At 72.2% G+C, this 17,394-nt stretch carries 18 protein-coding genes; 9 read left to right on the top strand and 9 right to left on the bottom strand.

Annotation, left to right across the window (positions count from 1 at the left end; all coding sequences use genetic code 11):
• Positions 1-72: 72 nt before the first annotated feature.
• Positions 73-525: a hypothetical protein gene (locus AB0P41_RS17810; RefSeq protein ID WP_356711772.1), complete on the top strand. Its 453-nt coding sequence runs from the start codon at positions 73-75 to the stop codon at positions 523-525.
• A gap of 54 nt (positions 526-579) precedes the next feature.
• On the opposite strand, the gene AB0P41_RS17805 is transcribed toward AB0P41_RS17810, so the two are convergent.
• From AB0P41_RS17805 to AB0P41_RS17795, 3 genes are all read right to left on the bottom strand, one after another.
• Complete coding sequence (locus AB0P41_RS17805) at positions 580-1,527, bottom strand: RNA polymerase sigma factor SigF (RefSeq protein ID WP_356711770.1); 948 nt, start codon at positions 1,525-1,527, stop codon at positions 580-582.
• Positions 1,524-1,937 (bottom strand): anti-sigma regulatory factor, encoded by a 414-nt coding sequence (locus AB0P41_RS17800; RefSeq protein WP_014154139.1) that lies wholly within the window; start codon positions 1,935-1,937, stop codon positions 1,524-1,526. The genes AB0P41_RS17805 and AB0P41_RS17800 overlap by 4 nt, the downstream gene beginning before the upstream one ends.
• Before the next feature lie 230 nt (positions 1,938-2,167).
• Entirely contained in the window at positions 2,168-2,428 is a 261-nt protein-coding gene (locus AB0P41_RS17795; RefSeq protein WP_356711768.1) for a UBP-type zinc finger domain-containing protein, read from the bottom strand.
• A 53-nt stretch (positions 2,429-2,481) separates the two neighbouring features.
• Between AB0P41_RS17795 and AB0P41_RS17790 the strand changes: the two genes are divergently transcribed.
• Positions 2,482-4,083, top strand: coding sequence for a Na+/H+ antiporter (locus AB0P41_RS17790; RefSeq protein ID WP_365932795.1), 1,602 nt, complete (start codon positions 2,482-2,484; stop codon positions 4,081-4,083).
• 16 nt (positions 4,084-4,099) lie between these two features.
• Here the strand turns inward: AB0P41_RS17790 and AB0P41_RS17785 are convergent, their stop codons facing one another.
• The 4 genes from AB0P41_RS17785 to AB0P41_RS17770 all read right to left on the bottom strand — a co-directional run bounded on the left by AB0P41_RS17785 (position 4,100) and on the right by AB0P41_RS17770 (position 7,535).
• Positions 4,100-4,993, bottom strand: a complete 894-nt coding sequence (locus AB0P41_RS17785) for a pyridoxal-phosphate dependent enzyme (RefSeq protein WP_356711764.1) — start codon at positions 4,991-4,993, stop codon at positions 4,100-4,102.
• Between the two features lie 28 nt (positions 4,994-5,021).
• Positions 5,022-5,612 (bottom strand): N-acetylmuramoyl-L-alanine amidase, encoded by a 591-nt coding sequence (locus AB0P41_RS17780; protein WP_356711762.1) that lies wholly within the window; start codon positions 5,610-5,612, stop codon positions 5,022-5,024.
• A 140-nt stretch (positions 5,613-5,752) separates the two neighbouring features.
• Entirely contained in the window at positions 5,753-6,949 is a 1,197-nt protein-coding gene (locus tag AB0P41_RS17775) for a globin domain-containing protein (protein WP_365932793.1), read from the bottom strand.
• Positions 6,950-7,082: 133 nt separating this feature from the next.
• The gene (locus AB0P41_RS17770) at positions 7,083-7,535 is read right to left on the bottom strand and encodes an Rrf2 family transcriptional regulator (protein ID WP_365932791.1); all 453 of its coding nucleotides are present in this window, start codon (positions 7,533-7,535) and stop codon (positions 7,083-7,085) included.
• A 137-nt stretch (positions 7,536-7,672) separates the two neighbouring features.
• On the opposite strand from AB0P41_RS17770, the gene AB0P41_RS17765 reads away from it, so the two are divergent.
• The gene (locus AB0P41_RS17765) at positions 7,673-9,061 is read left to right on the top strand and encodes an FAD-linked oxidase C-terminal domain-containing protein (protein ID WP_365932789.1); all 1,389 of its coding nucleotides are present in this window, start codon (positions 7,673-7,675) and stop codon (positions 9,059-9,061) included.
• A 10-nt stretch (positions 9,062-9,071) separates the two neighbouring features.
• Here the strand turns inward: AB0P41_RS17765 and AB0P41_RS17760 are convergent, their stop codons facing one another.
• On the bottom strand, positions 9,072-10,082 hold the full coding sequence (locus AB0P41_RS17760; RefSeq protein WP_365932787.1) for a questin oxidase family protein: 1,011 nt from the start codon (positions 10,080-10,082) through the stop codon (positions 9,072-9,074).
• Positions 10,083-10,379: 297 nt separating this feature from the next.
• On the opposite strand from AB0P41_RS17760, the gene AB0P41_RS17755 reads away from it, so the two are divergent.
• The 4 genes from AB0P41_RS17755 (at position 10,380) to AB0P41_RS17740 (ending at position 14,360) form a co-directional block, all read left to right on the top strand.
• Positions 10,380-11,783 (top strand): family 2B encapsulin nanocompartment shell protein, encoded by a 1,404-nt coding sequence (locus AB0P41_RS17755; protein ID WP_356711752.1) that lies wholly within the window; start codon positions 10,380-10,382, stop codon positions 11,781-11,783.
• Between the two features lie 96 nt (positions 11,784-11,879).
• Positions 11,880-12,923: a family 2 encapsulin nanocompartment cargo protein polyprenyl transferase gene (locus AB0P41_RS17750; protein WP_356711750.1), complete on the top strand. Its 1,044-nt coding sequence runs from the start codon at positions 11,880-11,882 to the stop codon at positions 12,921-12,923.
• 92 nt (positions 12,924-13,015) lie between these two features.
• Positions 13,016-13,612: a GNAT family N-acetyltransferase gene (locus AB0P41_RS17745; RefSeq protein ID WP_356711748.1), complete on the top strand. Its 597-nt coding sequence runs from the start codon at positions 13,016-13,018 to the stop codon at positions 13,610-13,612.
• A gap of 79 nt (positions 13,613-13,691) precedes the next feature.
• Positions 13,692-14,360 (top strand): DUF6304 family protein, encoded by a 669-nt coding sequence (locus AB0P41_RS17740; RefSeq protein WP_356711746.1) that lies wholly within the window; start codon positions 13,692-13,694, stop codon positions 14,358-14,360.
• Positions 14,361-14,425: 65 nt separating this feature from the next.
• Here the strand turns inward: AB0P41_RS17740 and snpA are convergent, their stop codons facing one another.
• On the bottom strand, positions 14,426-15,100 hold the full coding sequence (gene snpA / locus AB0P41_RS17735) for a snapalysin (RefSeq protein WP_365932785.1): 675 nt from the start codon (positions 15,098-15,100) through the stop codon (positions 14,426-14,428).
• A 258-nt stretch (positions 15,101-15,358) separates the two neighbouring features.
• Here snpA and AB0P41_RS17730 point away from each other — a divergent pair, with 258 nt between their 5' ends.
• On the top strand, positions 15,359-16,312 hold the full coding sequence (locus tag AB0P41_RS17730; protein WP_356711742.1) for a LysR family transcriptional regulator: 954 nt from the start codon (positions 15,359-15,361) through the stop codon (positions 16,310-16,312).
• 72 nt (positions 16,313-16,384) lie between these two features.
• Positions 16,385-17,389 carry an NAD-dependent epimerase/dehydratase family protein gene (locus AB0P41_RS17725; protein ID WP_365932784.1) on the top strand — a complete coding sequence of 335 codons (1,005 nt, stop codon included), beginning with the start codon at positions 16,385-16,387 and terminating at the stop codon, positions 17,387-17,389.
• The last annotated feature ends 5 nt before the right edge of the window (positions 17,390-17,394 follow it).

The following is a 17,394-nucleotide window of genomic DNA, read 5'->3' as shown; positions in this document are numbered from 1 at the left end:
TCCGCTCGCCGTGGCATGTGCGCCGGCGCCCCGGCTTCGCGTTCGAGGGGCCGGGATGCGAATCTGAAAGGCGTGAGCACTCAGCAGAACACGCCCTCTCCGTCGCCCTCGGCCGGCCAGGAGAAGCCGGGGCGGATCGCCGCACTGGCCGGACTCAACGCGCTCGAAGGCGCGGCGCTCGCCGTGGGCGGGATCTACATGCTGGCCGTCGGCCTTCTCGGCCGGCCCGACAGCATCCAGCAGGCCGAAATGGGCGGGCTCACGCTGGTGGCCCTCGGCCTGATCCCGCTCTTCGCCGCCCGTGGCCTGCTGCGGCGCCGCAGCTGGAGCAGGGGCCCCGCTCTCATCACCCAGCTCATGGCGCTGCCGGTGGCCTGGACGCTGCTGAGGTCCCAGGGGGCCCTGATCCCGGCGGGCATCGCCCTCGCGGCGGTCGCCGTGACGGCGCTCGTGCTGCTGTTCGACCCGGCGACGACGGATGCGCTGGGCATCCGCCGGGGGCCGCGGACGACCCCCGACGCCTGATCCGCTGCGCGACCGGTCCCTGCCCGGCGGGGCCACGGCTGACCGCCGGGGCGGCTACTCCTCCACGAGCAGCCGCTCGCGCAGCTGCGCCAGTGTGCGGGCGAGGAGGCGGGAGACGTGCATCTGGGAGATGCCGACCTCCTGCGCGATCTGCGACTGGGTCATGTTGCCGAAGAAGCGCAGCAGCAGGATCCGCTTCTCGCGCGGCGGGAGATCCTCCAGCAGCGGCTTGAGGGACTCGCGGTACTCGACGCCCTCCAGCGCCTCGTCCTCGGAGCCCAGCGTGTCCGCGACCGCCGGCGACTCGTCGTCCGTGTCCGGGACGTCGAGCGAGAGAGTGCTGTAGGCATTGGCGGATTCCAGCCCCTCCAGAACCTCCTCCTCGGAGATGCCCAGACGCTCCGCCAGCTCGTGCACGGTGGGAGAACGGCCGTGCTGCTGCGAGAGCTCGGCGGTTGCCGTGGTCAGCGACAGCCGCAGCTCCTGAAGACGCCGCGGGACCCGCACCGCCCAGCCCTTGTCCCGGAAGTGGCGCTTGATCTCGCCGACGACCGTCGGGGTGGCGTACGTCGAGAACTCGACGCCGCGGTCCGGGTCGAACCGGTCGACCGACTTGATCAGACCGATCGTGGCGACCTGCGTCAGGTCGTCGAGGGGCTCGCCGCGGTTGCGGAATCTGCGGGCCAGATGTTCCACGAGCGGCAGGTGCATCCGCACCAGCCGGTTGCGCAGCTCGGCCTTCTCCGCCGAGCCGTCGGGAAGCTCCCGGAGCTCGACGAAGAGCGCCCGTGCCCCGCTGCGGTCATGCGGATCATGGTGCGCGTGCTCGCTCATCCGGCCCGCCCGCTCCGTCTGCTCCGCCGCGGCCGGACGGCCCTGCGCACCGTCCGCCCCGCCCTCCGGATGCGGCCGGGCCTGCTGCTCCGGAAGGGCGGCCGGGCGCACCGGCTCCGACCGGATCGTCTCGTCCCGCACAGGACCGTCCCCGTTCCCGTCGCTCACGCCGGCCCGGGTCCCGCGCCGCGCTGTTTGTAGAGGCTGATGCTGACCGTACGGTCGTCGGCGACCGTGGAGTCGACCTTGCCGGCCAGTGCGGAGAGCACCGTCCAGGCGAAGGTGTCGCGCTCGGGGGCGCGGCCGTCCGTCGTGGGGGCCGAGACGGTCACCTCGAGGGAATCGCCGACCAGTCGGAAGACGCAGCTGAGGACGGAGCCGGGCACGGCCTGCTGGAGCAGGATCGCGCAGGCCTCGTCGACCGCGATGCGAAGATCCTCGATCTCGTCGAGAGTGAAGTCCAAGCGCGCTGCGAGGCCGGCCGTGGCCGTACGCAGCACCGACAGGTAGGCACCCGCAGCGGGCAGCCGGACCTCTACGAAGTCCTGGTTCCCGGGCTCGCCTGCGATCTGGGACACCCTCACCTCCAAGGTGGCACAAACTCGTTCGAGGCTCCGGGACGGGTGCCCGGGGCCATGCGGTCCGTCGTCGGTTCTGTGGTTCGGCGACGCTGTCGCGACCCATGATGCCGTGTCGCCGAGACCGCAACCCGCTGATTACTCATGGTAGGCATATGAGTACACACAGTGGCTAGGGGTCTGCGGCGGTCAATTGCGAAGAACCGGCGCCGGTTTGACGTACCCAGACGTCAGACGATCGAACCGTCCACGAAGCACCAGCGCCAGCTCTCCGCGCATTCGAAGCTGCGCATCACCGGGTGACCGGTCGCCCGGAAGTGTGCCGTCGCGTGCTTCAGCGGCGAGGAATCACAGCACCCGACGTGACCGCAGACGAGGCAGAGCCGCAGCTGCACGGGATGGGTGCCGGCCGCCAGACACTCGGGACAGGTGTCGTCGAGCGGGGCGGGCTCGGGGCGCGGCAGTTCGGATACGTGGAGGCACTCACTCATGATGGCCACGTTACGACGGGTGAGGTCGTCGCGTCGGATGTGAGGACAGTGAGATGGACGCATTGCCGCTGGTGGCACTGGTCGCGGCAAGCGCGGCGGTCGCGGGGGCCGCACGCCGGACACCGGTGCCCGCGCCGCTGTTGCTGGTCGCGGCCGGACTGCTGGCCTCGTACCTGCCGGGCGTGCCGGACTACACGCTGGACGCGCACATCGTGCTGCCGCTGCTCCTGCCGCCGTTGCTGTACACGGCGGCGGTCGACAGCTCGTACCTCGACCTGCGGGCCAATCTGCGGCCGGTCGCCCTGCTCTCCGTGGGGTACGTCCTCTTCGCGACGGTCGCCGTGGGATGGCTGGCCCATCTCCTCGTCCCGGACCTGCCGCTCACCGCCGCGCTCGTGCTCGGCGCGGTGGTCGCCCCGCCGGACGCCGTCACGGCGGCGGCGATCGCGCGCAGGGTGGGACTGCCCGCCCGGGTCACCACGATCCTCCAGGGCGAGTCCCTGGTGAACGACGCCACCGCGATCACCGCGTTCAAGGTGGCCCTCGCGGCGGCCGTCGGCGAGGGCATGAGCTGGGGCGCCGGGATCGGTGAGTTCGCGCTGGCGTCGGTCGGCGGCATCGGTGTCGGCCTGTTGCTGATGGTGCCGCTGCACTGGCTGCGTACCCACCTCAAGGAGGCGCTGCTCCAGAACACCCTGTCGCTGCTGATCCCCTTCGTCGCCTACGCCGCCGCGGAGCGGGTGCACGCCTCCGGGGTGCTCGCCGTCGTGGTCGTCGCGCTCTATTTGGGGCACCGCTCCTGGCAGGTCGACTTCGCGACGCGGCTCCAGGAGGCGGCGGTCTGGAAGATGGTCGCGTTCGTCCTGGAGTCCGCGGTCTTCGCTCTCATCGGGCTGCAGCTGCCCTTCGTGCTCCGGGGCCTCGGCTCGTACGGGGTGTCCGAGGCCTTCGGATACGCGGTCCTCGTGTTCGTGGCCGTGGTCGTGGTGCGATTCGTCTGGGTGTACCCGGCGACCTACCTGCCGCACCGGCTCTCCGGGCGGGTCAGGGAGCGCGAGGGCGAGCTCTCCTGGAAATCGCCCCTGATCGTCGGATGGGCCGGGATGCGGGGCGTCGTCTCGCTCGCCATCGCCTTCTCCATCCCCATGGTCACGCACGACGGGGAGGACTTCCCCGCGCGCAACCTGGTGCTCTTCCTGACCTTCACGACCGTCATCGGGACGCTGGTCGTCCAGGGGCTGAGCCTGCCCCTCCTGGTACGCGTACTGAAGCTGCCGCAGCGCAGCGAGCGGGCCGAGACGCTGGCCGAGGCGCAGGCGCAGAGCGAGGCGTCCACGGCCGCCGACGCATCGCTGGAGGCGCTGCTGGCCGATCCGCGCAACGCGCTGCCCGACCCACTGGTCCAGCGGCTGCGCGCCGTCATGGAACGCCGCCGCAACGCGGTCTGGGAGAGGCTCGGCGCGGCCAATCCGGTCACCGGGGAGTCGGCGGACGACACCTATCGGCGGCTCGCGAGGGAGATGATCGCCGCCGAGCGTGAGGTCTTCGTACGCCTGAGGGACGAGCGGCGGATCGACGACGAGATGCTGCGCGCGCTGCTGCGGCGGCTGGACCTGGAGGAGGCCGCCGCCTACCGGGAGTCGGACGGCGCCTGATCACGTCCCGGGCGGTTCACGGCCGTCCCGTGACGACCGCGGTGACCGTGGAGCCCGGAGCGAAGGCGCCCTCCCCGGCCAGGACCGTCAGCCCGTACAGGAGTTTGGCCACGTAGAGCCGTTCGACGGGCAGGCCGTGGCGGTCCTCGAAGTCGTCGGCGAAGGCGTGCAGTTCCGCGGTGGTGCGGGCGTAGCCGCCGAAGTGGAAGCGTTCGTCCAGGGACCACTGTCCGGCGGGGGCGCCGAAGGCCTCCCGCTGAAGTTCGCGCACCGCCGCTCCCAGGAAGCCGCCCCGCAGAACGGGGATGCCCAGGGCGCGCTGTCCGTGGCCGAGCCCCGCGGCCAGCCCCGCGAGGGTGCCGCCGGTGCCGCAGGCGACGGCCACCGTGCCGGCCCGGCCGGACAGCTCCCGGCCGAGCTCTGTGCAGCCCTGTGCGGCGAGCGCGTTGCTGCCGCCCTCCGGGATGACCAGGCACTCCCCGAAGAGGCTCAGCAGGCCTTCCAGGACCTCGGGAGAGGTCTTCGCGCGGTACGTCGCCCGGTCCACGAAGTGCAGACGCATGCCGTCGGCCGCGCAGCGCGCGAGGGAGGGGTTCAGCGGGCGGTCGGCCAGTTCGTGGCCCCGTACGACGCCGACGGTGGGGAAACCCAGCAGGCGTCCGGCGGCGGCCGTCGCCCGCAGGTGGTTCGAGTAGGCGCCGCCGAAGGTCAGCACGGTACGGCCGGCGGCGGCCCGGAGATTGGGGGCCAGTTTGCGCCACTTGTTGCCCGGGAGGTCAGGGTGGATCAGGTCGTCGCGCTTGAGGAGCAGCGTCACGCCGTGCCGCGCGAAGCGCTCGTCCTCGGCCGGCTGCAGGGGCGAGGGGAGCGCCGGCTGCAGCCGGGAGAGGTCGGGTTCTCCGTCGGTCATGCCCTCATTGTCCGCCGCCCGGGATCTCCTACTTCAGCCGGTCGTGGATGCGGTTGCGCATCCCCGTCATCGAGAAGCCGCGTGGGTCGACCTTGCCGGGCTGCCACTCCCGGTGCCCGATGACCGAGGGGGCGTCCCAGCCGTGGAAGCGGCAGACCGCCGCCGCGGCCTTCTCGACGGCTTCGAGCTGGACGGCGGGCCACGGGTCCTTCCCGTCGCCGAGGTTCTCGCACTCGAAGCCGTAGAAGTGCCGGTTGCCGTCGGTGTTGGACTCGTTGTCCGACGGCAGGCGCTTCTCGGCGATGACGGCGCGCAGGACGTCGTCGTCGCCGAGCCCGGCGTGGTTGGCGCGGCCGTAGCCGACCAGGTGGACCCGGCCGTCCTTGGCGATCACACCGTGGCAGAGCGGGCCCGGGAGCCCCGAGTAGCCGTCACGGCAGATCTCGACGGTGCGGGCGGTCCCCTTCGTGACGGTGTGGTGGATCATCACGCCGTGCACCGGCCCCCAGGGGCCCTTGTGGTTGCGGTTGTGCGTACGCCAGTCGCCCACCTGGACGACCGTGAGTCCTTCGGCCTTGAGGGCCTTGAGGAAGTTGCTGGCGGACATGGGTGAGGACATGGCCGACTCCTTCGTTCGGGGGAGCGTGTCCGTACAGCGCTTCTACCGGAACAGCAGGCTCCGGCAAACCTGTTCGAGCGCCGTTCGCGTTGTGTGCGATTCGATCCGGACAGTCCGCGAGTGCCCCGGATGAGCGGTGCTCAGTCCTGGGCGAGCCAGAGATCAGGGCCGAACACCTCGTAGTGGATGTCCGCCGACGGCACGCCCTTCGCGAGGAGTTGTGTGCGGACGGCGCGCATGAAGGGGAGCGGGCCGCAGAGGTAGGCACGGGTGCCGGGGGCGACCGGGACGCCGCTCAGGTCGACGGTGCCGGTGTGGCCGGCTGCCCGGCCGGGCTCCGGGTTCTCGTACCAGAAGTGTGCGGAGGCGTCGGGCAGCTTCCTGGTCAGCGCCTCGTGGTCCGTACGCAGCGCGTGGTCGGCAGGCGACCGGTCGCCGTGCACCACGGTGACGGGCGAACGGTGCCCTTCCTCCGCGAGGTGTTCCAGCATCGACATGATCGGCGTGCAGCCGATGCCGGCCGAGGCGAGGAGCAGCGGGGCGTCGGAGCCGTCGAGCACGAGATCCCCGTACGGTGCCGAGACGCGCAGCCGGTCTCCGGTGCCCAGTCGTGCGTGCAGGTGCGCGGAGACCTCGCCCTCCGGGCCGCCCGCGCCCCGTACGCGCTTGACCGAGAAGGAGCGAAGGGCGGCGCCGGGGGCCCCGGTGAGGCTGTACTGGCGTATCTGCCGGGCTCCGTCGGGGAGTTCCACCTGGACGGAGACGTACTGGCCCGGCCGGAAGGCGGGGGCCGGTGCCCCGTCGGCGGGAGTGAGGCGGAAGGTGGCCACGTCAGGGGTGTCCTCGACGCGGGAGACCACCGTCCACTCGCGCCAGACGTCGTCCGCCGTCACACCCTGTTGCGCGTAGAGGCGCTCCTCGATCGCGATCAGGGCGTTGGCCATCAGCCAGTAGACCTCGTCCCAGGCCGCGGCGACCTCGGGGGTGACGGCGTCGCCGAGCACCTCGGCGATCGCGGCGAAGAGGTGCGTGTGCACGATCTCGTACTGCGGGGCGGAGATGCCGAGCGAGGCGTGCTTGTTGGCTATGCGGCTCAGCATCACGTCGGGCCGGGTGGCCGGGTGCTCCACGAGCTGGGTGGCGAAGGCGGCGATCGACCCGGCGAGTGCCTGGCGCTGCGTGCCCGAAGCCTGGTTGCCCCGGTTGAAGAGGTCCCGGAGAAGCTCCGGGTGGGCGTCGAACAGCTTCCGGTAGAAGAGGTCCGCGATGTCCCCGATGGCCGCTCCCACGGCGGGAAGCGTGGCTCGGACAGTGGCGGTCGACGTCTCGGAGAGCATCCGGTGACTCCTGGGTGTGAGGGCCGGGCGCAGCGCGTCCGGCCGGGTAAATGGCATATGAGATGAGTATTTCTGAGCGGCGCGCCCGCCCGTCGCGCGCAGTGGGGTGCGTGGGCGGGTGCGCCGCCGTGGATCAGCCGGGCGCGGGGCGGCCGCGGCTGATGCCCATCAGCAGCGGGCCGGTGGGGGAGGAGACGAGATCGCCGACCGTGAGCGGGTCGAGCGAGGCGTAGAACGCCTCCTCGGCCCGGCGCAGTGCCGAGCGGAGCAGGCAGGCGGAGCGCAGGGGGCACGGTGTGCCGCCCTCGCATTCGACGACTTCACCCGGTCCTTCCAGCTGCCTCACCAGGGCGCCGATCGAAGCCGCGCGGCCCGCGGTGGTGAGGGCGAGGCCCCCGCCCCGGCCGCGCCGCGCCTCGACCAGGCCGAGGCGCTGGAGGCGTGCGACGACCTTCGCCGCATGGGTGTACGGCACCTGCATCGTGGCCGCCACCTCGCGGGTGGTCGGCGGATCCTCGCCCTCCGCCCTGACGGTCAGGCGCATGAGGACCCGGAGTGCCACGTCGGTGAATCGCGTCAGCCGCATGGCGGCAGCGTAGATAAGTTGCATCCTGGATGCAACTTAGGGCGCCCGTTCCGCACGTGAGGCACCGCGTCATGATGGAAGGCGCGGCCCCGTGACGGATGCGGGGTTCGTGTGGGCGAGAGAGGTGGTCAGCGGCCGTGCCGAAGCCGAACGCAGCCGACGGGATACCGGCGGACAAGGTCATCACCGACCCGGACAGTCTGGGCCGTTACGCGCACGACGAGGCGGAGTGGGCCCCCGCGGGGGTGCCCCTCGCCGTCGTGCGCCCCCAGGACACCGAAGAGGTGCGGGCCGTCATCGCGTACTGCGTCGAACACCGCATCCCGGTGATCCCGCGCGGGGCGGGCACGGGCCTGTCGGGCGGGGCCAACGCGGTGGACGGTGCCGTCGTCCTCTCCTTCGAGGACATGAACCGGATCCTGCGCATCGACCCCGTGGAGCGCATCGCCGTCGTCCAGCCGGGCGTCGTCAACGACGATCTGCGCGCCGCGTGCGCCGAGGAGGGCCTCTGGTACCCGCCGGACCCGGCGAGTTCGCCCTGGTCGACGATCGGCGGCAACACGGCCACCAACGCCGGGGGCATGTGCTGCGTCAAGTACGGCGTGACCCGTGACTACGTGCTCGGACTCGAAGTGGTCAACGGCCTCGGCGAGACCGTGCGGGTGGGCCGGCAGACCGCGAAGGGAGTCGCCGGCTACGACCTGTGCGGTCTGTTCGTCGGCTCCGAGGGCACCCTCGGCGTCATCACCGAGATCACCGTGAAGCTGCGCGGTGCGCGGCCGGCGGAACGCACGGTGGCGGGGTTCTTCGACTCGGTGGTCGCGGCCGGCGACGCGGTGAGCCGGGTGACGGCGGCGGGCATCGTGCCGTCGGCGCTCGAACTCCTCGACCGGCACTGCCTGAAGGCCGTCGACGAGTGGAAGAACATGGGGCTGTCGGCGGACGCGAACGCGATCCTCCTCGGCCGCGTGGACACCCCGGGCGCCGCGGGCGACGCCGAGGCCGAAGCCGTACGGGCCTGTTTCGCGGAGGCCGGAGCGGCCTGGGCGGAGGTCTCCACCGACCAGGCCGAGGCGGACGCCCTGTTCCAGGCCCGCCGGCTCGCCTACCCGGCGCTGGAGCGGCTGGGGCCGGTGCTCACCGAGGACGTCGTCGTGCCGCGGTCCCGAGTGCCGCAGATGCTCGCGTGCATCGAGGAGATCGCCGGGGCGCACGAGGTCCTCATCGCCAACATCGCTCACGCCGGCGACGGGAACCTCCACCCCCTGATCATCACCGAACCGGGCGACGACGCCGCCAGGGCCCGCGCCCAGCTCGCCTTCGAGGACATCCTCGACGCGGCGATCTCCTTCGGCGGCACGGTCACCGGTGAACACGGCGTGGGCCTGCTGAAGATGGGCGGCATGGACCGTGAGGTGGGCCCCGTCAACCTCGCCATGCAGCGAGCGGTGAAGGCTGCCCTGGACCCGTACGGCATCCTCAACCCGGGCAAGGTCGTCGTGTCGGGAGCACCGCTGGCACGCTGAACGGCCCGCCTCACCGCAGGGGTTCGCTGAGCTCGACGGCGCGCAGGGCTGCCGCGAGCGACTGCTCGTCGGCGAAGTCCATGGCCGTGTCGGTCAGCTTGATGACGTGCTCGTCGCCGTGGGCCAGGGCACGCTCCATGACCTCTTCGGGCGTGATCCGCCCCGGTGGTACGTAGGACACCGGGGCGTCCGGCGCGTACATGGCGGTCACCGCGGCGGACGCGGTCCAGGCCGCCCGGAGGCTCGGCACCCACAGGGCCTCGGGGAGTGCGGGCAAGGTCCGCAGGACGGCGTTGGGAGCCGTGGCCGCATGGACCAGCATCGTCGCTTCGCCGTGGCCGTGGGTCGCGTACCGGTGGGTGGCAGCCCGGACCAGTTCGGCGAGCCGGCGGCGCGCCTCGGCGGGATCCGTCACCCCGGCCGCCCACACCGGCAGGCTCCTGACCCGGCCGAGGCGGGCGGGGAAGCCGCCCTCCCGTTCGTCGACGGGCGCCACCGCGTCGAGGGCTGCGGCGGCGGTGACGGCGCCGGCGGCGGGGGCGAGGCCGGTGACGGGGTGGTGGCGGGCCGCCCAGTAACCGAGGCCGTGGGCGAGTTCGGTCAGACGCGGTCCGGTCTCCTCGCCGGTCAGCAGGGTGCGCACGGCGTGGCCCACGCGGATCACCGGATGCGTCGACCCGCCGTACATGCCGGGCAGGAGGCGGGGCCACCACAGCGAGAGCACCTCGCGCCAGGGGTGGTCGGCGAGCTCCCGGCCGAAGTAGCCGATCCAGTCGGCGGCGCGGCGCGGGTCGCCCAGTGCGGAACGCCAGTCGGCTTCCGTGACCGGCTCCACGCCGGCCGGGAACTCCTCCAGCCGGGAGGCGTACAGGTCGAGCCAGCGGTGCACCGCGGCCGACCGGCCGTTGGCGGCGAGAGCCTCGACGGCCATCGGCGCGTGGTTGGTGAGCCGCCCGAGCCGCTCGGGGCCCGAGACGTGCAGCCGCTGGAGAGCCTCGTCGAGGGTGCCTGTCGTATCCATGACGGGAACGCTAGGCGGCCGTGCGCGGGGCCGTAACGGGCGGAAGTCCTAGGCGGCGGACGGGTCTTTCGGGAGATGGTCCTAGGTCCGGGGGCCGGCCCGGATTTCTTCCCGCGCCCGGCAAAGCGCTGCCGGGGAGCCCGAGGAAGTGCGGCCCGGGCGGTTCACGTGCGCCGGGGTGTGGGCAACGTTCCCGCCCCGGGCCCGAATAGTCACACTCTTTTGTGTAATAGCGCGCCGTGTCCCCGGCTGGAAGTGTTCTTCTCGCAGGTCAGCCCATGATCGAGAGGATGTCGGATGTCCGTTGGTGAAGAGGTTCGCGACACGCAGCCGCCGCAGCAGAGTCTCGGCACAGCGGCTGCGCGGAACCTCGCGACGACGACCAAGTCCGCCCCGCAGATGCAGGAGATCAGCTCCCGGTGGCTGCTGCGCATGCTGCCGTGGGTGCAGGTGCAGGGCGGCACGTACCGGGTGAACCGGCGGCTGAGCTACTCCGTCGGAGACGGCAGGGTGACCTTCGTCCAGACCGGCGACCGGGTCAGGGTCATCCCCGCCGAGCTCGGCGAGCTGCCGGCCCTGCGTGATTTCGGTGACGAAGAGGTGCTGGCCGAGCTGGCGCGCAGGTGCGAACAGCGCGACGTCGCGGCCGGCGAAGTGCTCGTCGCGTCGGGCGAGTCCGCCGACCGGGTCCACCTGCTGGCGCACGGCAAGATCGAGAAGATCGGGGCCGGTCCGTACGGCGACGAGACGGTGCTCGGAGTCCTCGCCGACGGCGCCTACTTCGGCGACCACGTCCTGCTCGACGGCGACGCCACCTGGGAGTACACGGCTCGTGCCGTGACCGCCTGCACGCTGCTGACCCTGCGCCGGTCGGACGTGCTCAACCTCGCGGCCCGGGCGGACTCGCTCCGCGACCACCTCGCGGGGCTGCTCGCCATCCCGCACCAGCGGACCAACCGCTACGGCGAGGCGGAGATCGACCTGTCCGCGGGGCACGTGGGGGAGACCGTCGTCCCGCACACCTTCGTCGACTACGAGTCGGCCCCCCGTGAATACGAACTGAGCGTCGCCCAGACCGTTCTGAAGGTCCACAGCAGGGTGGCCGATCTCTACAACCAGCCGATGAACCAGACCGAGCAGCAGTTGCGGCTCACGGTCGAGGCGCTGCGTGAGCGCCAGGAACACGAGCTCATCAACAACCGGGAGTTCGGGCTGCTCAACAACTGCGACTACGGGCAGCGTCTCCAGCCCCACGACGGAGCCCCCGGCCCCGACGACATGGACGAGCTCCTGTCGCGTCGGCGCGGATCGAAGCTCTTCCTCGCCCATCCGCGTGCCATCGCCGCCTTCGGCCGCGAGTGCAACAAGCGCGGCCTGGTGCCGGAGAGCGTCGAGGTCGGCGGTCACCACGTGCCGGCGTGGCGGGGGGTGCCGATCTTCCCGTGCAACAAGATCCCGGTCACCGACGCCCGCACCACATCGATCATCTGCATGAGGACCGGTGAGGCGGACCAGGGCGTCGTCGGACTCCAGCAGAGCGGCATCCCGGACGAGATCGAACCGAGCCTCTCGGTCCGCTTCATGGGCATCGACGAGCAGGCGATCATCTCGTACCTCGTGACCGCGTACTACTCCGCCGCCGTCCTCGTGCCGGACGCCCTCGGCGTCCTGGAGAACGTGGAGGTGAGCCGCTGGCGGTGACGCTCCCCGGGCCCGGGCGGCGCGACCGCCCGGGCCCCGGCAGGCCCGAGGCCGCGATCAGGCGCCCCGTGGCGCCCGGAAGGAGTGACCGTGACCATGACCAGTACGGATGCCGCTATGGAGGGGCACAAGGCCGCCGCGCTCCTGGAGCGCACCCGCAACGCCGTCGACCCGCACCTCCGGGCGGCCGTCGAGACGCTGCCCGGGGCGATCCGCCGCGTCGCCATGTATCACTTCGGCTGGCAGAACGCCGACGGGACACCCGCCTCCGGGCAGGCAGGCAAAGCGATCAGGCCGGCGCTCGTCCTGGCCGCCGCCCGTGCGCTGGGAGGGGACCCGGAGGCGGCGATGCGGGCGGCGGTCGCCGTCGAGCTCGCGCACAACTTCACCCTGCTCCACGACGACGTCATCGACGAGGACACCACCCGGCGGCACCGGCCCACGGCCTGGGCCGTGTTCGGGGTTCCGGACGCAGTCATCGCGGGCGACGCCATGCTCTCCCTCGCCCTGAGACTCCTGGCCGACGACCCGCACCCGGCTTCCACGCACGCCGCGGTGCGGCTCTCCACCTGCGTCATCGAGCTCTGTGCGGGACAGCAGGCCGACTGCGCCCTGGAGGACCGCGGCCCCGACGACGTCACGCTGGACGAGTGCCTCGCCATGGCCATGGCCAAGACGGGCGCCCTGCTCGGCTGCGCCTGCGCCCTCGGCGCTCTCTACGCCGGGGCGGGCGAGCGGGCGGTCCGTGCCATGGACGGCTTCGGCCGGGAAGCGGGTCTCGCCTTCCAGCTCATCGACGACCTGATCGGGATCTGGGGGGACACCGACCGCACGGGCAAACCGGTCGGTGCGGACCTGACCGCACACAAGAAGTCCCTTCCGGTGGTAGCGGCGCTCACCTCGGACACCCCGGCCGCCGCCGAGCTCGCCGCGCTGTACCGGGGCGCCATGAACACACCGGGGGAGGTGAGAAGTGCCGCCGACGCGGTCGACCGGGCCGGCGGGCGCGACTGGGCACAGACCGCCGCGGCCGACCGGATGGCCAGAGCGGTCCACCACCTGTCCCGCGCGGTGCCCGCACCGGCCGGCGGCGGAGACCTGCTCGCCCTGGCCGAGTTCGTCACCCGCAGAACGCACTGATCCAGGCCGCCCGTGAAGGCTCCGGAGTGCCAACTCTAGGATCCCGTACGTCGGTTGGGATCAACCGCGGGACGAGGGGAGCGGGGCCGGTCATGGGCGTACGAGTACGGCGGGCGGACGAGCGGGACAGGGATCAGGTCGTACGGATCCTGGAAGAGGCGTTCCACCACGATCCGGTGAGCAGTTGGGTCTTTCCCGACGAGGAGCACCGGCGCGCGGTGCACGGGAGGTTCCTCGGCGTCTTCGCCGACATCACGCTGGAAGGAGGCCGCGTCGACCTGCTGGAGGACGGCACGGGGGCGGCCCTCTGGCTCTCCGTGCCGGCGGGCGCGCCGGAGGAGGACGACGACACCCCCGCGCTCATGCGGGAGACCGCGGATCCCGACAACGAACGGGCCGAGCTGGTGGGGAGGCTGACCGGTGCCGTCCACCCTCACGACCGCGCGCACGAGTACCTGCTGATGATCGGCGTCTCCCCGGAGCGCCAGGGGGAGGGGATCGGTGAGGCACTGATGAGGGGGGTTCTGGAGCGGTGCGACCGGGAGGGGACCCCCGCCTATCTGGAGGCGAGCAGCGAGCGCAGCCGCGGTCTCTACGAGCGGCTCGGTTTCACCTTCATGGGGAGGACCGTCGACCTTCCCCAGGGGCCGTCGATGTGGCCCATGTGGCGTGAGCCGCAGGCCGGATGACCGGGGTGCCATCACCGGAAGCGCGGAAGGGGAGGGTGCCAGGGGGTACGCGCCGGGGCACGGGCTACAGTCCCTGCTCATGACAGATGAGTCGTGGGCAGGCTGGTACCGGGACCGTCATGGATCCGAGGCCGTCATTCTCACCACGGACGGACAGCAGCTCCGTATCCGCATCCGGGGCACGGACTTCGAGGGCGAGAGCTTCGACTCTCTGGGTCCCGTGGCCGGTGTGCCGGTGCCGGAAGGGCTGTTCGGTCCGGTGGACGGCGTGCTCGACGACTGCGTCCTGGAGTGGGACCTGCCGCTTCCTGTCCTCGTGTCCGGGACGGTCCGCCAGGCGACGCTCAGCTGCCTGCTGTCCCTGCGCAGGGCCGATCCGGATCTGTATCTCGCCCTCCACCTGGACGGCGCGGTCTACGAGTCGAACCGCGCCGAGGGCGATTTCGCGGCCGCGCTGGCCACGGTCCAGCGGACCCTGCCCCCGGGCATGCACCTGCAGACGTGCATAGCCTGCGCCTTCTCCGACTACTTTCCGGCCCCGGTCCGCGGCCTCTCCGGCGGGCTCGCCTGCTTCCGCGGTGCGAAGGACGCCTACCGCGACGTGGCGGACGGGGACGACGTCGCGGGCCTCTGGGACCGGCGTACGGGCTTCGTGCAGGAGATATGGAGCTGCCGGGAGTTCGAGCCGCGCCCGGCGCAGGGTGCCGGCACGGGTCACCGGGGCGCCTTCCCGCTCGAACTCGCCTGACCCGCTGCCGGAGCCGTGGGGGCCGTCCCGCTTCCCGGAACGGCCCCGTGGCCGGCGGACCGGCGTCAGGACGTGGCGCGGGCGAGAGCCGCGAGTCCGTTCTGCCAGAGGGAGTTCACCCGCGAGCGCTCCGTGGCGTCCGGGTACGCGTTCGTGCAGGACGTGCCGGGGCCGCCGCCCGACATGAGCTCGCTGCACGGCCCCGTGTAGTGGTCCGGAAGCCCCAGCACGTGCCCGGTCTCGTGAGCGGTGACCCGGGTCGAGTCGTACTGCTGGTTCTGGGCGTAGTCGAGGAAGATGTAACCGCTGCCGTGCCCGTCCGTACTCGCGTACGAGCCCCGGGAGTCGTTGCCCTCGCGGTAGTCGAAGTCGGCGTTCGAGCCCTCCTGCAGCTTGACGTTGCTGACCGAGCTGTTCCAGATGCTGGTGCTGCTGGCTATCTGGCTGCGGAAGCTGGGGGCGCCGGCGGTGCTGTAGACCACGGTGACCGCCTGGGCACCGGGGTTCGCGGCCCGCTTCTCGGCGACCGACTTCATGACGGCGTCGAAGAACGCCTTGTTCGCGGCGGCGTTCTCGCTCGAACCGGCGTACGCGGCGTAGCCGGACTGCGCCGCGGGCACGGTGGCCGTGGACGCGGTGGAGGGAGCGGCGGCGACCGCGGGGGTGGTGCCGAGCGCGGCGGCGAGGCCGAGTCCGAGACCGGCCACGGCCGACATGACGGCTGTCCTGGGGTGGGTCATGGGGGGTGTTCTCCTGCCTGTCCGAAGAACCCCGTCCGGAGACGGACGGGGAAACGGGTGGGGGGTACGGCAAGAGTGTCGGGGCAGCCGGGCCCGCGGCGGATGATGTCAACCGGCGATAGCCCCGCCCTATCCCCGGGACAGGGTGCACACAGAATCAGCACGTGCCGGGTCGCCCCGACACCCGCTGAATCGGCCCGGTTGGTGGCGGTTGGGGCATCTGGTGCTCGGCGTACGAACAGCCATACCCTCGCCGTCATGGAGCTCGAGGTGAGACACCTCAGGGCGCTCTGCGCCATCGCCGACACCGGCAGTCTGCACCAGGCCGCACGGCGGCTGGGCGTCAGCCAGCCCTCGTTGACCACCCAGCTCCAGCGGATCGAGAAGACCTTGGGCGCGGAGCTGTTCCGTCGCGGGAGGACAGGCTGCCGGCCGACCCTTCTGGGGCGTGCCGTCCTCAGCCGCGCCCGCCCTCTGGTGGACGGCATGTCCGCCCTGGTCGGCGCCGCGACGGCGGAGGCCGCGGCCGCGCGGGCCGGCGGCCCCGGCCTGCGGATCGGATCCACCGCGAGCCGGGTCATCGGCGGCTGGCTGCGCGGACTGCGGGTGCGGCTGCCGGGCACCGACATCTCGCTCCGGGTCGATGTGTCGGCCCGGGCGCTGCTCGGTGCGGTGGCGGCCGGCCGGCTCGACGTGGCCTTCGTGCACGAGGTGGAGGGCTGCCCGCTCGCCGTCCCGGACGGACTGGTCCAGCGCGTACTCCTGGAGCGCGAACCACAGTTCATCTCCCTGGCCCGGGACCACCCGGCGGCCGGCCGGCCGGTGGTGGACCTCGACGACCTGGCGGGTGACCGTTGGATGGTCGACCCGTCGGTGGACGGTGAGTGGGACGGTGTGCGCCGGGTCCTCGGTGCCGCGGGTCTCGACCCGCCCGTCCTGCACGGCGACTACCTCACCGCTGCCTCCCTCGTCGTCCTCGGTGAGGCGGTCGCCCCCTGCCAGCCGACCTCCGGCCCCCGTGAGGACATGGCCATCCGCCCCCTGCGCGGTGACCCGCTGGCGGTACGTCTGCTGCTGGTCTCGCGGCCGGGCGCGGACATCGACGCCGTGTACGAGGAACTGGAGGCGGCCTACCGCGACGCGGCACGGAGGGCAGAGGAGTACCACCGGTGGCTGCTGCGCCACCGCAGCCCCCTCGCGCACACCTCCTGAGCCGGAGAGTTCCCCGTTCTGCCGACAGCGACGACCCGTTTCGTCCGGCCCCCCGACCGGCAGGATCACCTCATGAAGCTCTTGATGCTCGGCGGCACGGAATTCGTGGGACGCGCCGTCACCGTCGCGGCCCTCGACCGCGGTTGGGAGGTCACCGCCCTGCACCGCGGACGCCACGCGGCGCCGGCCGGGGTCCGGTCCCTGACCGGTGACCGGACGACGGGCGAGGCAGGTCTCGCCGCACTCGCCGAGGGCTCCTGGGACCTGGTGGTCGACACCTGGAGCGGCGCGCCGTCGGCCGTGCGGGACGCCGCCCGGCTGCTGACGGACAGGGCCCGCCACTTCACCTATGTCTCCAGCAGGTCCGTGTACGCCTACCCGGCCCCGGCCGGGCTGACGGAGGACGGACCGCTGGTGGAGGGGGCGTCCCAGGACGCCGGAGGAGACCTCCCGTACGCCCTGGCCAAACGCGGCGGGGAGCTCGCGGCGCTCGACGCCTTCGGCGACCGGGCGCTGCTCGCCAGGGCCGGGCTGATCCTCGGTCCCGGGGAGAACATCGGCCGTCTGCCGTGGTGGCTCACGCGGACGGCCCGGGGCGGGGAGGTCATCGCGCCGGGGCCGCCGGACGCCGCGCTCCAGTACATCGACGCCCGCGACCTGGCCGAGTGGCTGCTGGACGCAGCCGCGCAGGGCCTGTCCGGGCCGTACAACACCGTGAGCCACCCGGGGCACACGACCATGGGCGAGCTCCTGGACACCTGCGTCCGCGTCACCGGTTCGCGCGCCCGGCTGCGCTGGACCGACCCCGGGGTGCTCCTCGCGGCGGGTGTGGAGCCGTGGACGGATCTGCCGGTCTGGCTTCCCGCCGGAGAGCTCTACGACACCCTGCACCAGGGGGACGTCACCAAGGCGCACGCCGCCGGCCTGCGCTGCAGACCCGTCGGCGAGACCGTCGCCGACACCTGGGCCTGGCTGTGCGAGCTCGGAGGAACCGCCCCGCACCGGCCGGACCGGCCCGCCGTCGGCCTCGACGCGCGAACGGAGGCGAAGCTCCTGGCCGCGCCCGGCAGCCCTTAGCGTGA

Source organism: Streptomyces sp. NPDC079167 (assembly GCF_040686735.1).
Classification (GTDB): Bacteria; Actinomycetota; Actinomycetes; order Streptomycetales; family Streptomycetaceae; genus Streptomyces.
The sequence above is the reverse complement of the archived record's forward strand: the minus strand, read 5'-3'. Positions and strand labels throughout refer to the sequence as shown.